Source organism: Actinomycetospora sp. ABD4_176, from assembly GCF_056311855.1.
On sequence record NZ_CM149974.1, the window covers coordinates 1776660 to 1792854 of the forward strand.

The following is a 16195-nucleotide window of genomic DNA, read 5'->3' on the forward strand; positions in this document are numbered from 1 at the left end:
GTACCACCGGTATCGATCCGGGAATTTTTTTCGCACTTCCGCAGGTCATCGCACCCATTCCGAGGGCTGCACAGGCTGCCGTCCGATCAGCCCGACGACGCTGGGTCCGTCACGCCAACACGTTGGGTCGTTGGTTGCAGCCGCCCTGGGTCGGTCGGCGCTACTCGATACTCTGCGTAGCAGCAGTTACACCGAGTGTCACGGCGAGACGATTTCGTGGAGTCTGTCCACTCCAAAGGGTGACCGCGACCGCGTAACACGCGAAACTCCACCGAGCGAAGTTGGCCCTGATGCTCTCGTTAACTCGCCCGGGGGGATATCTTCTCTCGCACGCACTTCCTCGTCCGATCGGCGGCGCGGTCGTTGGGACGAGGGCCCGGGTGCGTTATGTCGGGGGGCAAGACCGACTTCTAGGAGGTACTCGACGTGGCAACCGTGGGCCCAGGCATGGCCCTTCGCGGCGTCGCGAGCGGCTTGCTGCCGCCGGCCATGGTCCCGCATCCGCGGGAAGAGATGTTCACCGTGCTGGTGGTCGACGACCACCCGCTGCTGCGCGAGGCCATCGCGCAGCGGCTCTCCTCGATGGGCGCGGGCACCGTCCACGAGGCGGCCTCGATCTCCGAGGCCCGCACGCGAGCGCTGGCCTCCGGGCCGTGCGACCTCGCGATCCTCGACCTCGGGCTGCCGGACGGCAGCGGCCTGGACCTGATCGCGGAGCTCCGCGCCCAGGGCTGGAACCGCGTCGTCGTGCTGGCGGCCTCCGACGACCCCTCGGCGGTCCGTGCGGCCTTCCAGGCCGGCGCCCAGGCCTACCTGCTCAAGTCGGCGTCGCCCGGTGTGGTCACCGACGGCGTGCGCCGGGTCCTCGAGGGCGGCCTCTACGCCGACCCGTCGGTCGCTCCCCTCCTCGCGGCGGGCACCCGCGTGCCGGCCACCGACAACACCCCGCGGGAGCTCTCGGCCCGCGAGGTCGAGGTGCTGCAGCTGGTCGCCGACGGCCGCTCCAACAAGGAGATCGGTGACGCGCTGAGCCTCTCGGCGCTGACGGTGAAGAGCCACCTCTCCCGCATCGGGCGCAAGCTCGGCACGGGTGACCGGGCGCAGATGGTCGCGCTGGCCATGCGGGCCGGCGTCATCCGCTGAGCGCGAGGGCGAGCGGGCCGTCGACCTCTCTCACGGGGCAGTCGGCCGAGTCGTCGCACGACGGTCGGTCCACGGACCCCGCCGGGGGCACCGGCGGGGTCCGTGACCGGTCCCCGGGAGAGGCTGCGGAGCGCAGCTCGGCCGAGCCCTCCGCTCGGCCGTCCGAGCAGCCGTCCGAGCGCGACACGCCCGCGACGTCGTCGTCATCCCGTGCCGACTCCGGTGGCGAGGGGCACACTGCTGCGTCCGTGGCCCCCGATCCCTCGCCGAGCGACCCGACCGAGACCGCCGAGGTCGGCCGGGGCGAGCAGGTCGACGACCCGGCGGTGGTCGACCTGCTCGAGCCGGCCGAGGGCGTTCCCCCGCTCGTCACCGACACGGCCGCGCTGGCGGACGCAGCGGCCTCGCTGGCCGGCGGCACGGGTCCCGTGGCCGTCGACGCCGAGCGGGCGTCGGGCTACCGCTACTCGGCCCGCGCCTACCTGGTGCAGCTGCGCCGCGAGGGTGCCGGCACCGTGCTCGTCGACCCCGTCGCCTGCGGCGGCGACCTCCGGGTGCTCGACGAGGCCCTGCGCGGCGTCGAGTGGGTGCTGCACGCGGCGTCCCAGGACCTCGCGTGCCTCGCCGAGGTCGGGATGCGCCCGGACTCGCTGTTCGACACCGAGCTCGCCGGGCGCCTCGTGGGCTACCCCCGCGTCGGGCTCGGGCCGCTGACCGAGCACCTCCTGGGTGTGCGGCTGCAGAAGGGCCACGGCGCCGCCGACTGGTCCCGCCGCCCGCTGCCCGCGGAGTGGCTCACCTACGCCGCGCTCGACGTCGAGCTGCTCGTCGCCCTGCGCGACGCCGTCGCGGCCGACCTCGAGCGCCAGGGCAAGACCGCCTGGGCCGAGCAGGAGTTCGAGGCCGTGCGCCTCGCCCCTCCCCCGCCGCCGCGCGCCGAGCCGTGGCGGCGCACCTCCGGCCTGCACAAGGTGCGGCGGCCCGCGCAGCTCGCCGTGGTCCGCGAGCTGTGGGGCTCCCGCGACGAGCTCGCCTCCGCCCGCGACGTCGCGCCCGGCCGGCTCCTGCCCGACGCGGCGATCGTCGACGCGGCGCTGCGCGAGCCCGCCGGTCGCGACGACCTCGTCGGCCTGCCCGTCTTCCGGGGCCGCGCCCAGCGCCGCCTCGCCGACCGCTGGTGGTCGGCGATCGCCCGGGGCCGCGCGCTGCCGAAGTCGGAGTGGCCGGCGTCCGCCCCGCCGCAGGACGGCCCGCCGCCGGCGCACCGCTGGGGCGACAAGGACCCGGCCGCGGCCGCCCGCCTCGCCGCCGCCCGGGCCGCGCTCGCCGAGCTCTCCGAGCGCACCGGCACCCCCGTCGAGAACCTCGTGACCCCCGACCTCGTGCGCCGCCTGTGCTGGGCGCCGCCGGGGTCGCTCGAGCCCGACGCGGTGGCCGCCGCACTGGGCGACCTCGGCGCGCGGCCGTGGCAGGCGGAGCTCACCGGCCCGCTGCTGGCCGAGGCGCTGCACGCGGTCCCCGCGGAGCCCGGCGGACCTCAGGAGTCCTGAGCCCGCGGCAGCACCACGTCGACCGCCAGCCCGCCCCCCGCGACCGGCTCGGCGACCGCGCGCCCCCCGTGCGCGCGGGCCACGGCCCGCACGATCGACAGCCCGAGCCCGGTGCCGCTGCCGGTGCGCCCGGCGCCGCGGCGGAAGGGCTCGAAGAGCTCGGCGACCATCGCGGGCGCCACCACGGGCCCCGACGACGACACCGACAGCACGGCGTGCCCGCCGTCGACCCGCGTGCGCACGGCGAGCCAGCCGCCCTCGAGGTTGTGGCGCACCGCGTTCTCGAGCAGGTTGCCCGTCACCCGCCCGAGCAGCGCGGCGTCGCCGGCCACCCCGGCGGGGGCGAGCTCGGTGTGCACCGTGAGCTTCCGGTCGCGGGCCTCGGCGCGCACCGCGTCCAGGGCGCCGGGCACGGTCTCCGCCAGGTCCACGGGGTCGCGCGGGACGGCGTCGGCGGCCTCGGTGCGGGCGAGGAGCAGCAGGCCGGCGACGAGGTCCTCGGCCCGGCGCGTGGCGTCGCGGATGACCTCGCCCATGCGCCGCAGCTCGGTGACGTCGGCGTCCGGGTCGGCGAGGGTCACGTCGACCTCGGTGCGCAGCACCGCGAGCGGCGTGCGCAGCTCGTGGCTCGCGTTGGCCACGAACCGCTGCTGGGCGTCGAACGCGGCCTGCAGCCGGTCGAGCATCGCGTCGAACGTGGCCGCGAGCTCGGCGACCTCGTCACGCGGACCCGTCAGCCCGATCCGGGCGTCCAGGGACTCCGCCGACAGGCGCTGCGCGGTCGCCGTCACGTCGTGCAGCGGGCGCAGGACCCGCCGCACCGTGACCCAGGAGATCAGCGCCGCGGCCACCACGACCATCGCGAACGCCAGCGCGCCGACGCGCAGCACCTCGACCCGGGCGGCCCGGCCGAGCGCCTCGGCCAGCTCCCCGGCCGGCACGCGGACCCCGTCGACCATCACCGGGGTGTCCGGCGGCAGCTGCGGGGTCGCGGCGACCACCTCGCCGACCAGTACCCAGCCCAGCCAGACCAGCAGCACCGCGACCACGGCCACCAGCCCGGTCGCCAGCAGCGTCAGGCGCAGGCGCAGCCCCGGGCCACGGCGCGGCACGGGCGGCGCGGTGGGGGCGGTGGACACGGTCCGACGCTACGGCCTGCCCCGAGAGGCCGGGGTGAGCACCCGGAGTCAGACGGCGGCGGGCGCCTCGGCCGGCACGCGGTAGCCCGAGCCGACGACGGTGTCGATGATGCCGGGCTCGCCGAGCTTCTTGCGCAGGGTCATGACGGTGACCCGCACGGTGGTGGTGAACGGGTCGGCGTTCTCGTCCCACACCCGCTCGAGCAGCTCCTCGGAGCTGACGACGGCGCCGCGCGCGCCCATGAGCACCTCGAGCACCCCGAACTCCTTGCGGGTGAGCTCGAGGGCCGTGCTGCCGCGGGTCACGGTGCGCTTGGCCGGGTCGAGCACGACGTCGGCGGCGCGCAGCACCGGCGGCACGGCCGGGGTCGCGCGCCGGCCGAGGGCCCGCAGGCGCGCGACGAGCTCGGGGAAGTCGAAGGGCTTGGGCAGGTAGTCGTCCGCGCCGAGCGCGAGGCCCTCCACCTTGTCCCGCAGCGTCCCGCTCGCGGTGAGCATGATGACGCGGGTGACGCCGCCGACGATCTCGGCGCACAGCTCGTCGCCGGAGCGTCCCGGCAGGTCGCGGTCGAGCACGACGACGTCGTAGCGGGTGACGCCGACCTTCTCGCTGCCCTCGTCACCGTCGTACGCGACGTCGACGGCCATCCCCTCGCGGCGCAGCCCCCGCGCCAGCGCGTCGGCCAGGGCCTGCTCGTCCTCCACGATCAGTACTCGCACGTCTCCACGGTGCCACAGGTCACCTGAGCAGCCGCTGAGAGAAGATCTCGATCAGCGTGCGAGCGTGCTGCCGTCGTCCGCGTCGGCGACGGTCGTGGCGTCGCGGCCCGAGACCCACTCCGTGACGCGGCGGGCGACGTCGGCGTCGGTGAGTCCCGCCGCCGCGAGCACCTGGCCGCGCGAGGCGTGCGCGAGGAACTCCTGGTCGAGCGCGAGCCGGCGCACCGGCACGTCGACCCCGTCCCGGGAGAGCGCGTCGGCCAGCGCCGCGCCGACGCCGCCGTGGCGCCCACCGTCCTCGACGGTGACGACCAGGCGGTGGTCGCCGGCGAGGGCCCGCAGGGCGTCGGGCACCGGCTGCACCCAGCGCGGGTCGACGACGGTGACCCCGATCCCCTGCGCCGTGAGCCGCTCGGCCGCCTGCACGCCGAGCTCGCCGAACGCGCCGACGCACACGAGCAGGACGTCACCGACGTCGGGCAGCGCGGCGTCGGGCAGGCGCTCGACCGCGGTCGGCCGGGGCGCCGCGCGCGAGGGCCGCGCCGGCTCGGCGAGCACGTCGACCCGGCCCGGGCCGCTCGCCGGGCCCAGCGTGCGCAGCGCGGGCACCGACGCCGGCACCGCGCCCTTCGACCAGCGCAGCGCCGTCGGGCCGTCGTCTATGGCGACGGCCTCGCGCAGCTCCTCGCGCAGCGTCACCGCGTCGCGGGGTGCGGCCACCCGCAGGCCGGGCACGATCCCGAGGATCGAGAGGTCCCACATCCCGTTGTGGCTCGCGCCGTCGCTGCCGGTGACCCCGGCGCGGTCCAGCGCGACCGTCACCGGGGCGCGGTGCAGCGCGACGTCCATGAGCAGCTGGTCGAAGGCCCGGTTGAGGAACGTCGAGTAGAGGGCGACGACCGGGTGCAGCCCGCCCGCGGCGAGCCCGGCGGCCGAGGTCATCGCGTGCTGCTCGGCGATGCCGACGTCGAACAGGCGCTCCGGGTAGGCCTCGCCGAACGCCGCGAGCCCGGTCGGGCCGCCCATCGCCGCGGTGATCGCGACGACGTCCGAGCGCTCGCGGCCCAGCTCGAGCATCGACTCGGTGAACACCGAGGTCCAGTCCTTGGGCTTCGGCCCGACCGGCAGCCCGGTGCCGGGGTCGAGGGGCCCCGGGGAGTGCATGAGGTCGGCCTCGTCGGCCTCGGCCGGCGCGAACCCGCGTCCCTTGGCCGTGACCGCGTGCACGACGACGGGCCCGCCGAAGTCGCGGGCGCTGCGCAGCGCGTGCTCCATGGCGGCGACGTCGTGGCCGTCGACGGGGCCGAGGTACTTCAGCCCGAGGTCGGCGAACAGCGGCTGCGGGGACAGGGCGTCCTTCACCCCTGCCTTCGCCGCGTGCAGCGCCGAGTACAGCGTCGACCCGAGCACCGGCAGCCCCTGCACCGCGCGCTTGCCGTGCTCGAGCACCTGCTCGTAGCGGGGCAGCAGGCGCAGCGAGGTCAGCTTGCGCGAGAGCCCGCCGATCGTCGGCGAGTAGGAGCGGCCGTTGTCGTTGACGACGATGACGACGGGCCGGTCCGGGGCCGCGGCGATGTTGTTCAGGGCCTCCCAGGCCATGCCGCCGGTGAGCGCGCCGTCGCCGACGACGGCCACGACCGCGCGGTCGCGGCCGGTCAGGGCGTCGGCCTTCGCCAGCCCGTCGGCCCACGACAGGGCCGTCGAGGCGTGCGAGTTCTCCACCAGGTCGTGCTCGCTCTCCGAGCGGCTCGGGTAGCCCGACAGGCCGTCGCGCTGGCGCAGGCCGTCGAACGCCCCGGCCCGGCCGGTGAGGATCTTGTGCACGTAGCTCTGGTGGCCCGTGTCGAAGACCAGCGCGTCGCGGGGCGAGTCGAACACCCGGTGCAGCGCGAGGGTCAGCTCCACCACACCGAGGTTCGGGCCCAGGTGCCCGCCCGTGCGGCACACCTTGTCCACGAGGAACGCCCGGATCTCACCGGCGAGGGCGACGACCTCGCCCTCGTCCAGTCCGCGCAGCTCCGCGGGGGTGCGGACACGGTCCAGCAACGTCACGGGTCACCTCGGCTCGCCGGCGGAGTGCGTCGGGAGTACGCGCACTGCTTCGGCGCGCCAGTCTACGGACGCGCGACGACGCCGCAGTCCGCGCTGCGCCGGGGTCGCGTCAGCGGACCCGGGGGCGCCGGGCGACGTAGACGACCGCCGGCGGGATGTTCGCGAGCACGGTGCGCGAGACGATGACCTCCTCGAAGGTGGCCTCGAGGTTGCGCTGCACCTTCCGGGCATCCGGGAAGAACCGGATCCAGGCGTGCGCGAGCTGCGTCACCGCGCCGCCGGGCGCGGTGAGCCGGGCCAGCGGCTCGAAGACCGAGCGGCCGTGCCGCGGCGCCGTCGCGAGCCAGGGCAGCCCGGAGACGGCGAGGTCGGTGCGCACGCCCTCGGCGATGAGGCGGTCGACGACGGCGTGGGCGTCGTCGCAGATCACCTCGACCTTGGGGTGGCGCTCGGCGAGCACCGCCGCCATGCGCGGGTTGAACTCCACGGCGATGTGGCGGCCGCGCCCGTGCAGCCGCTCCTGGATGACGTCGGTGACCTGGCCGGTGCCCGCCCCGAGGTCGAGCACGACCGGGTCGCCCGTCTCGGGCAGGGGCGCGGCGGCCTGGCGGCAGAGGGGGGCGAAGCTGGGGACGAGGGACGCGACGTTCAGCGGGTCGCGGAGGAACTCGCGGGCGAACGACTGGATCTCGGTCACGGTGACTCGGCTCCGTGGGTGCGATGGGTGCGGTCCGGGACGGCGGGCGCGGGGGTGGGCCCGGGGGGCGGTGCTGCGGACGGTGCTGCGGACGGTGCTGCGGACGGTGCCGCGGTGGCCGCCGTGGTCTCGACGGCGCCGTCGGCCGGGGCGGCGGCCAGGGCGGCGCCCGCGGCGGTCACGGCGGCGAGCAGGGCCCGTGCCACCTCGCCGACCATCGCGTCGTCCGGGGAGAACTCGGGGTGGTGCAGGCCCGGCCCGCTGCCGGGTGTGGTCCCGGCGGCGGTGGTGCCGACGAAGAGCATCAACGACGGCAGGACCTCACCGTAGTGGGAGAAGTCGTCGGCGCCGCAGGACCGGAACGTGGTGTCGAGCACGAGCCCGGTCGCGTCACCCGGCGGGGTGTGCCCGTCCCCGTCGACGCGGTCCTCGGCGCGCCGCGACCCCAGCGAGCGGGCCACCGTGCGGGCCAGGGCCTCGTCATTGACGACGGCGGGCTCGTTGGGCACGACGGTCAGCGTCGCCTCGCAGCCGTGGGCGCGGGCGGTGCCCTCGACGACCTCGCGGATCGCGGCGAGCAGCTCGTCGCGGTCGGCGTCGAGGGCCCGGACCGTGCCGCGGGCCGTGGCGGTCTCCGGGACGACGTTGGGCGCCGACCCTGCCTCCATCTGCCCGATCGTGATCACCCCGGCCGCCATCGGGTCGACGCGGCGGGACACGATGTGGTGCACGCTCGCGACGACCTGGGCCAGCGCCAGCACGGGGTCGCGCGTGCGGTGGGGGTAGCCGCCGTGCCCGCCGCGGCCGTGCACCTCGATGTCGATCTCGTCGGCCGAGGCGTTCACCGGTCCCCCGCGCACCGACACCGTGCCCCGCGGCAGCTCGGGCTGGACGTGCACACCGAGCACCGCCCCGACCCGGTGGGCGACGAACCCCGGGTCGGCGGCGACGTCGGCCGCCCCCGAGGGGGCCTTCTCCTCGCGCGGCTGGAACACGGCGAGCAGCGGGGCGGGCACGCGGTCGGCCCCGACCCGCGCGAGCGCCCGCACGACGGCCACCAGGGCGGCGACGTGCACGTCGTGGCCGCAGACGTGCGCGACGCGGCCGGTGGCGCTGAAGGGCAGGCCGGTGCGCTCGACGACGGGCAGGGCGTCCAGCTCGGCGCGCACGGCGACCGCGGGCACCCCGGCGGCCGCGGGCGGGCCGAGGCGCAGCATGGTGCCGGTGTCCGCGACGGGTTCGCCGGTGGTGCCCACTCCGACCAGGTCGGCGACCGCCTCGAGCACCAGGTCGCGGCTGTCGGCCTCGTCACCGGACAGGCGCGGGTCGCGGTGCAGCGCGTGCCGCAGGGCGATCGCGGCGTCCAGCTCGGCGTCCAGCGCCGCCCGCAGGGCCGGGTCGACCGGGGGCGGGACGGCGGCGACCGGCCGGGTCACGCCGGCATCCGCCCGTAGACCCGGCGTGCGTTGTCGGTCCCGATCATCGTGGCCACCCGTTCGGCGTCGGCGGGCGCGAGCTCGTCGGTCGCGCAGAGGTGCTCCAATAGACCACCCAGCGCCGACCGGAAGCGCAGTGCCCCCAGCAGGTGCAGCTCCGGGAGCCCGAAGGCGTCCGAGGAGTAGAGCACCTTGCCGTAGGGCGCGAGCTCGAGCAGCTCGGCCACGATCGTCGCCGCCCGGGCGCCGACGAACGGCACGGCGAGCCCCACGTCGACGTGCACCACCGAGAACACCTGGGCGAGCCACGCCGCCTCGCGGTGGTACGGGTAGCAGTGCAGCAGCATCAGCGGCACGCCCAGCGGCTCGACGAGGCGCGCCAGGCCCACGAGCAGGGCGGGGTTGGCGCGGTGCAGGTCCTCGTCGCGGTCGCCGAAGCCGGTGTGCAGCTGCAGCGGCAGGCCGGTGTCCAGGCCCGCCCACAGCCCGTGGCGCAGCAGGACGGGGTCGCGCAGCGGCTCGCCGGTGGCGGCGCGGCGGCGCAGCCACCCGCCGGCGGCCTCGGTGACCGCGGCGGGCCCGGGGCGGGTGGGGTCGACGTCGAGGCCGGCCCGGTAGGCGAGCACGCTCTTGCAGGCCACGGGCACCGGGTGGCGGCCCTCGGCGGTGCGCGCGGCCACCTCGCGCGCCATCGCGTCGCCGTAGTCCGCGGCGGACACCCCGCGGTCGGCGACCGCCTCGGCCACCGCCTCCAGGCGCACCACCTCGCCGACCGCCGCGCCGGCGGTGGCCCCGAGCTCCGCGGGCGAGATCATCCCGTCGGCGGCGAACCCGTGGTCGACGAGCACCGCGCCCACCCCGGCCCCGCCCAGGAAGCGCTTCGTGACCTCGTCGGGCCCGAGCTCGGCGCGCCGGGCGAGGTAGTCGTCGGGCGCGACGTGGGGCGGCAGGTCCAGCGCGGGCGCGCACCAGCGCCGCACCGAGAACCCCAGCGCCGAGTCGAAGCTGCTCGTACCCGCGGCCGGCCCCGCGCCCTCGGTGAGCAGCGCCTCGAACCCGGCCCGGTCGAGCGCGTGGGCGACGACGCTGTGGCAGTGGTGGTCGACGAGCCGGACGCCGTCGAGGAAGCTCACGGGGCCGGCGGGCACGAGCCCCGCGCTGACCAGGCTGCCGCTCACCGGTGACTCCCTCGACGCCGCCGGGTCTTGTCTACCGGAGGGGCTCATGCCAGGAGCAGCGTGGCGACGCACTCGACGTGGTGGGTCATCGGGAACGCGTCGAAGGCGCGCAGGGCGTCGAGGCGGTAGCCGTGCTCGGCGAACGCGCCGAGGTCGCGGGCCAGCGCGGCCGGGTCGCAGGCCACGAGCACGATGCGCGCCGCGCCCACCCCGGCGAGCTCGCCCGCCAGGCCGCGACCGAGGCCCTTGCGCGGCGGGTCGGCGACGACGACGTCGGGCGGCCCGGGCAGCGAGCCCAGCACCTTCTCCACGCGGGCTCGCACCACCTGCACCGCGGGCAGGTCGGCCAAGCACTCCCCCGCCGCCGCGGTGGCGTCCGGGTCGCTCTCGACGAGCACCACCCGGCCATCGGGCCCGACACGCCCGGCGAGCGGCGCGGCGATGAGGCCCGCGCCGCCGTAGAGGTCCCAGGCGCACGCGCCCTCCGCGAGGTCGCCGACACCCTCGAGCACCGCGTCCACGACGGCGTCCGCGGCGTGCGGGTGGACCTGCCAGAACGCGGCCGCCGGCAGCGCCCAGGTGCGTCCGGCGGCCCGCTCGTGCGCCGTGCCGCTGCCGATCTCGGGGCGCCGGGCGCCCTCGAACAGCTCGGCGGCGTGCACCTCGCCCTCGGCGTCGCGCACCACCTCGACCTCGGCGGTCGGCGTCCACTCCCGCTCCAGCACCGGCAGCAGGGCCCCGGGCGCGGCGATCGGGCAGTCGCCGACGGGCAGCACCTCGTGGCTGCGGTGCACCCGCAGGCCCGGGCGGCCGTCGTCGGTGACCGCCATCCGCATCCGCGTGCGCCAGTTCAGCGGCCCGCCGGGCAACTCCTCGACGACGACCTCGCGCTCGCTCCCGGCCAGGCGCGCGAGCTGCTCGGCGACCACCGTCGCCTTGAGCGCGCGCTGCGCCGCGGGCGTCGCGTGCTGCCAGTCGCAGCCCCCGCACCCGCCGGGCCCGGCCCACGGGCACGCGGGCTCGACCCGGTCCGGGGACGCGGTGAGCACCCCCACGGCGTCGGCGCGGCAGAACGCGCCGCCGCCGTCCTCGGTCACCACGGCCCGCACCCGCTCGCCGGGCAGCGCGTGCCGCACGAACACGACCCGCCCCTCGTGGCGCGCCACGCAGTGCCCGCCGTGGGCCACGGGGCCGACGTCGACCTCGAGGAGGCGGTCGGTCCAGTCGAGCGTCCCGCTCGGCGCCGCGCTCACCGGGGCCGCGCCGGGGTCTCGTCCCGGCCGCCCGGGCCACCCGGGCGGGACGGGCGCGCCGGGCCGCCGTCGGTCGACGCGGGGTGGGGCGGCGGGGCGGGCGCGGCCGCCGGCGGCACGCCCCCGTTCGGGGGCTCGTACCCGCGGCGCGCCGACCCCGGCGCCCCCGGCGGGCGGCGCGCGGCGGCGCGCTTCGACGACTCCAGCTGCCACGGCACGCTGACCACCATCACCCCGGGCTGGAACAGCAGCCGCCCCTTGAGGCGCAGCGCACTCTGGTTGTGCAGCAGCTGCTCCCACCAGCGGCCCAGCACGTACTCCGGGATGAACACCGTCACGACGTCGCGCGGGTTGTCGGTCCGGATGCGCTTGACGTACTGCAGGATCGGCTTGGTGATCTCGCGGTAGGGCGACTCGACGACCTTGAGCGCCACCGGGATGTCCCGCTTCTCCCACTCCGCGACCAGCGCGCGGGTGTCGCCGTCGTCGACGTTGACCGTCAGCGCCTCCAGCACGTCCGGCCGGGTCGCGCGGGCGTAGGCGACGGCACGCAGCGTCGGCATGTGCAGCCGCGAGACCAGCACGACCGCGTGGTTGCGGCTGGGCAGCGTGCTCGTCATGACCTCGGGGGCGGCGATCTCCTCGCTGACCCGGTCGTAGTGCCGGCGGATCGCCAGCATCATGAGGAACGCGAGCCCTCCGGCGACGATGGCGATCCAGGCGCCCACCACGAACTTCGTGACCAGCACCACCAGCAGCACCGTGCCGGTCATGGCCGTGCCGAAGCCGCTGATCCACCGCGAGCGCCGCAACCGCGCCTGCTCCGCCGCGTCGGTCTCGGTGCGCAGCAGGCGCGTCCAGTGCCGCACCATCCCGGTCTGGGACAGCGTGAACGACACGAAGACACCGACCGTGTAGAGCGGGATCAGCGCCGTCACCTCGGCGCCGAAGCCGACGACGAGCACGATCGCGAAGAAGGCGAGGAAGAGGATCCCGTTGGAGAACGCGAGCCGGTCGCCGCGGGTGTGCAGCTGGCGGGGCAGGTAGCGGTCCTGGGCGAGGATCGAGCCGAGCACCGGGAAGCCGTTGAACGCGGTGTTGGCCGCCAGCACCAGGATGAGCGCCGTGAAGATCGTCACGGCCCAGAAGCCGGGCGGGAAGCCGTCGAACACCGTACTGGCGAGCTGCGCGACGAGCGTCTCCTGCCGGTAGCCCGGGGGCGCGCCCACGAGCTGCTCGCCCGGGCGCTCGGCCATGATCACACCGGAGGCCCGCGCCAGGTAGATCATCCCGGAGAACAGGAAGACCGCGATCAGCCCGAGCAGGGCCAGGGTCGTGGCGGCGTTGCGCGACTTCGGCTTGCGGAACGCGGGCACGCCGTTGCTGATGGCCTCCACCCCGGTCAGCGCCGCGCAGCCCTGGGTGAACGAGCGCAGCACCAGGAAGATCAGTGCGATCTGCGAGAGGTCGTCGGTGGAGTCGCCGCCGCCCTCGGGCCGCACCCCGAACCCGGCGCTCGGGGCGACGAGCGTCCCGCCCAGGGCCAGCTGCACCACGCCCCAGACGATCATGCCGCCGGTGGCGACGATGAAGCAGTAGGTCGGGATCGCGAACGTGATGCCGGACTCGCGGACCCCGCGCAGGTTGATCGAGGTCAGCACGAGGATCGCCGCGCACGCGAACATCACCTTGTGGTCGCCCACGAACGGGATGAGCGCGCCGAGGTTGTCCGCCGCCGCCGACACCGACACCGCGACGGTGAGCGTGTAGTCGACGAGCAGGGCGCTCGCGACGACGAGCCCGGCGTAGCGGCCGAGGTTGACCGTCGCGATCTCGTAGTCGCCGCCGCCCGACGGGTAGGCGTGCACGTTCTGGCGGTAGCTCACGATCACCGTGGCCAGCACGACGAGGACCGCCACGCCGACCCAGGGCGAGAGCGCATAGGCGCCCAGCCCGGCCAGCGACAGGGTGATCAGCACCTCCTGCGGGGCGTACGCCACCGACGACAGCGCGTCGGAGGCGAACACCGGCAGGGCGATGCGCTTGCGCAGCAGGGTGCCCTGCAGTGCGTCGCTGCGGAACGGCAGACCCAGCACGAGGCGCTTGGTCGCCGTGGCGAGCTTGGACACGCCGAAAGCGTAGGCGCGTCGCGGTCCGGAGGTGCACCCGACGCGGGCTGCCGTGACGCGCCCCGGTGACGGCTCCCGGCGACCCGCCGGGCGATACGGTGCGCACCGCTCACCGGGTACACCGGAACACGGTCTCCGACGGCGGGCACGAGTCGGGGAGGCACACCGGTGGGTGGGGACGGCAGCGTGGGGACGACATGGCGGTGACGCGGTGCACATCGTCGTGATGGGCTGCGGGCGCGTGGGGTCGTCCCTCGCGCTCGCCCTCGAGCGGCTGGGCCACGGGGTCGCCGTCATCGACCGCGACCCCCAGGCGTTCCGGCGCCTCGGCAGCGACTTCCACGGCCAGGAGGTCGTGGGCACCGGTTTCGACCGCGAGACGCTGACGGCGGCGGGCATCCACCGCGCCGAGGCGTTCGCCGCGGTGTCCTCCGGCGACAACTCCAACATCATCGCCGCACGCGTGGCCCGCGAGACGTTCGGCGTCTCCCACGTCGTGGCCCGCATCTACGACGCCAAGCGGGCCGCGGTCTACGAGCGGCTCGGCATCCCGACCGTGGCGACCGTGCCGTGGACCACCGACCGGCTGCTGCGCATGCTGCTGCCCGACGGCGTCGCCACGGCCTGGCGCGACCCCTCGGGCACGGTGGCGATCATGCAGCTGCACTTCCACGAGGACTGGTCGGGCCGGCCCGTCACCGAGCTCGAGGAGGCCACCGGCAGCCGCGTGGCGTTCATCGTGCGGTTCGGCACCGGGCTGCTGACCACGACCGAGACCGTGCTGCAGGCCGAGGACGTCGTCTACGCGGCGGCGGTCAGCGGGACCGTCGCCGCCGTCACGGCCGCCGCCGCGGCCTCGCCGGAGAGGGCGGAGTAGCGATGCGGGTGACCGTGGCGGGGGCCGGGGCGGTCGGGCGCTCGATCGCCGCCGAGCTCGTCGAGGCCGACCACGAGGTCATGCTCATCGAGCGCGACCTCGCCCACGTCGAGCCGGAGGCCGTGCCGCAGGCCGAGTGGGTGCACGCCGACGCCTGCGAGCTCGCCTCGCTCGAGGAGGCGCGCCTGCAGGGCTGCGACGTCGTCATCGCCGCGACCGGCGACGACAAGGTCAATCTCGTCGTCTCGCTGCTCGCCAAGACCGAGTTCGCGGTGCGGCGGGTGGTGGCGCGGGTCAACGACCCGCGCAACGAGTGGCTGTTCAACGACGCCTGGGGCATCGACGTCGCCGTCTCCACCCCGCGCATGCTCGCCGCGATGGTCGAGGAGGCGGTGTCGGTCGGTGACCTCGTGCGCCTGCTGACCCTGCGGCAGGGCACGGCGAACCTCGTCGAGGTCACGCTGCCCGCCAACACCCCGCTCGCCGGGCGCGCCGTGCGCGAGGTGCCGCTGCCCCGCGAGGCCGCGCTCGTCGCGATCCTGCGCGGCGGGCGCGTGATCGTCCCCCAGGCCGACGACCCCATCGAGCCCGGCGACGAGTTGATGTTCGTCGCGGGCGAGGACGTCGAGGAGGAGATCCAGCGGGTCCTCAAGGGCGAGCCCGAGGAGTAGCAGCGAACGGCCTGCTCGCTGCCTCTAGGCGCGCGAACTCCGCGTTCGCGGCGCGGCTGTGCCCTGCCGGCTGCGCCGGATGGCCCACACCGTGACGGCGGCGGCGAGCGCGGCCAGCGGCACGCCCATGGCGATCCGCACCCAGCCGAGCCACGTGTCGGCGTAGACGGAGTCGTAGAGCCACCGCTGGACGACGAACCGGGCGGCGAACACGGCCACCCACGCCAGCGAGGCGACGTCGTAGGCGCGCACGATCCGCGGGTCGCGCCGCCAGTCCTGGCCCTCGCCGTTGACGAGGTGCCAGATGACGCCGACCAGCGGCCGCCGCACCAGCACCGAGAGCAGGAAGACCCCGCCGTACACGAGGCTCGTCCAGATCCCGAGCAGGAAGAAGCCCCGGGCCTCGCCGGTGCGCCAGGCGACGAACGCGCACACCGCGACGCCGAGCAGGCCCGACAGCGCGGGCTGCACGGCCTCGCCGCGCACGAGACGCCACGCCGCCACGGCCACCGCGGACGCGACCGCGGCGACGATCGACGCGACGAGGTTCCCGGCGATCGCCTGGACCACCACGAACACCACGACGGGCACGCCTGAGGAGACGATCCCCGAGATGCCGCCCATCTGGTCGAGCAGCGTGGGCGTGCGGGGCGCGGGGGCCTCGGTTCCGGGCTCCCCGGGCTCCCCGGGCTCCCCGGCACCGTGCTCGCCGACCTCGGGGACCGCCGACGGCGCGAAGGTCTCCGTGGGCGGGTCCGCCCGCCGGAGATCGACCGGGCCGGTCGGGGGGTCGACCTCGTCGTCGGGGCGGTGCTCGCGGTGCGAGGAGCGCGTCTCGGGTCGGATGGCGATCTCCCGGGGGACGGCGGGCCCCTCGGGGCCCCGCGACGGCCGGCGGCCGGTACCCGCCACGGTACGACCGCCGGCCCGGAGCGGGTCGGCGGGCGGGTCAGTGGGCGAGCTGCAGCTCGTAGTACGGGTTGTAGATGACCTTGCGGCCGTCGCGGACGGCCACCCGGCCGCTCGCGCGCACCGTGCGGCCCGGCTCGATGCCGGGGATGCGGCGACGACCCATCCAGACGAGGGTCACGCCGTCGGTGCCGTCGAACAGCTCGGCCTCGAGCGTGGCGACCGAGCCGCGCGGACAGATCTCCACCGAGCGCAGGCGGCCCTTGACGGTCACCGCCTCGCCGGTGCTCGAGTCGCACGCCCGGTCACAGCCGGAACGGACGGCCTCGGCGGACAGGTCGTCGGCGTCGAGGTCGCCGACGTCGGAGGTGAGCCGACGGACCATGCGACGCAGGAACCCGGTCTCGGCGCTCATGTGTGTGCTCCCGTGCCACGCCGCGG

General features: G+C 75.9%; 14 protein-coding genes. 4 read left to right on the forward strand and 10 right to left on the reverse strand.

Annotation, left to right across the window (positions count from 1 at the left end; all coding sequences use genetic code 11):
• Positions 1-426: 426 nt before the first annotated feature.
• A complete protein-coding gene (locus tag ACYX4T_RS08715; protein WP_425550260.1) occupies positions 427-1143 on the forward strand; it encodes a response regulator in 717 nt (238 codons plus the stop codon).
• Between the two features lie 248 nt (positions 1144-1391).
• Positions 1392-2693 (forward strand): HRDC domain-containing protein, encoded by a 1302-nt coding sequence (locus ACYX4T_RS08720; RefSeq protein ID WP_476014151.1) that lies wholly within the window; start codon positions 1392-1394, stop codon positions 2691-2693.
• Here ACYX4T_RS08720 and ACYX4T_RS08725 read toward each other — a convergent pair.
• The 8 genes from ACYX4T_RS08725 to ACYX4T_RS08760 form a co-directional block, all read right to left on the reverse strand.
• Positions 2681-3832: a sensor histidine kinase gene (locus tag ACYX4T_RS08725; RefSeq protein WP_476014152.1), complete on the reverse strand. Its 1152-nt coding sequence runs from the start codon at positions 3830-3832 to the stop codon at positions 2681-2683. The two genes, ACYX4T_RS08720 and ACYX4T_RS08725, sit on opposite strands and share 13 nt — an antisense overlap.
• A 48-nt stretch (positions 3833-3880) precedes the next feature.
• Positions 3881-4552, reverse strand: coding sequence for a response regulator transcription factor (locus ACYX4T_RS08730; RefSeq protein WP_476014153.1), 672 nt, complete (start codon positions 4550-4552; stop codon positions 3881-3883).
• Positions 4553-4603: 51 nt separating this feature from the next.
• Positions 4604-6604 carry a 1-deoxy-D-xylulose-5-phosphate synthase gene (dxs, locus tag ACYX4T_RS08735; RefSeq protein ID WP_476014154.1) on the reverse strand — a complete coding sequence of 667 codons (2001 nt, stop codon included), beginning with the start codon at positions 6602-6604 and terminating at the stop codon, positions 4604-4606.
• Between the two features lie 109 nt (positions 6605-6713).
• Positions 6714-7301, reverse strand: coding sequence for a class I SAM-dependent methyltransferase (locus ACYX4T_RS08740; RefSeq protein ID WP_476014155.1), 588 nt, complete (start codon positions 7299-7301; stop codon positions 6714-6716).
• Positions 7298-8737: a M20 metallopeptidase family protein gene (locus tag ACYX4T_RS08745; protein WP_476014156.1), complete on the reverse strand. Its 1440-nt coding sequence runs from the start codon at positions 8735-8737 to the stop codon at positions 7298-7300. Before ACYX4T_RS08745 ends, ACYX4T_RS08740 begins: the two co-directional genes overlap by 4 nt.
• Positions 8734-9915, reverse strand: coding sequence for an amidohydrolase family protein (locus ACYX4T_RS08750; protein WP_476014157.1), 1182 nt, complete (start codon positions 9913-9915; stop codon positions 8734-8736). Before ACYX4T_RS08750 ends, ACYX4T_RS08745 begins: the two co-directional genes overlap by 4 nt.
• 44 nt (positions 9916-9959) lie before the next feature.
• Complete coding sequence (locus tag ACYX4T_RS08755) at positions 9960-11168, reverse strand: class I SAM-dependent RNA methyltransferase (protein ID WP_476014158.1); 1209 nt, start codon at positions 11166-11168, stop codon at positions 9960-9962.
• Complete coding sequence (locus tag ACYX4T_RS08760) at positions 11165-13297, reverse strand: APC family permease (RefSeq protein WP_476014159.1); 2133 nt, start codon at positions 13295-13297, stop codon at positions 11165-11167. Before ACYX4T_RS08760 ends, ACYX4T_RS08755 begins: the two co-directional genes overlap by 4 nt.
• Positions 13298-13508: 211 nt before the next feature.
• Here ACYX4T_RS08760 and ACYX4T_RS08765 point away from each other — a divergent pair, with 211 nt between their 5' ends.
• Both ACYX4T_RS08765 and ACYX4T_RS08770 read left to right on the forward strand, forming a co-directional pair.
• On the forward strand, positions 13509-14174 hold the full coding sequence (locus tag ACYX4T_RS08765) for a potassium channel family protein (RefSeq protein WP_476014160.1): 666 nt from the start codon (positions 13509-13511) through the stop codon (positions 14172-14174).
• 2 nt (positions 14175-14176) lie between these two features.
• Positions 14177-14845: a potassium channel family protein gene (locus ACYX4T_RS08770; protein WP_476014161.1), complete on the forward strand. Its 669-nt coding sequence runs from the start codon at positions 14177-14179 to the stop codon at positions 14843-14845.
• A 24-nt stretch (positions 14846-14869) separates the two neighbouring features.
• Here ACYX4T_RS08770 and ACYX4T_RS08775 read toward each other — a convergent pair whose 3' ends face one another.
• Both ACYX4T_RS08775 and ACYX4T_RS08780 read right to left on the reverse strand, forming a co-directional pair.
• Positions 14870-15757: a DUF3159 domain-containing protein gene (locus ACYX4T_RS08775; protein WP_476014162.1), complete on the reverse strand. Its 888-nt coding sequence runs from the start codon at positions 15755-15757 to the stop codon at positions 14870-14872.
• Positions 15758-15794: 37 nt separating this feature from the next.
• Complete coding sequence (locus ACYX4T_RS08780) at positions 15795-16169, reverse strand: OB-fold nucleic acid binding domain-containing protein (RefSeq protein ID WP_274230103.1); 375 nt, start codon at positions 16167-16169, stop codon at positions 15795-15797.
• Between the last annotated feature and the right edge of the window lie 26 nt (positions 16170-16195).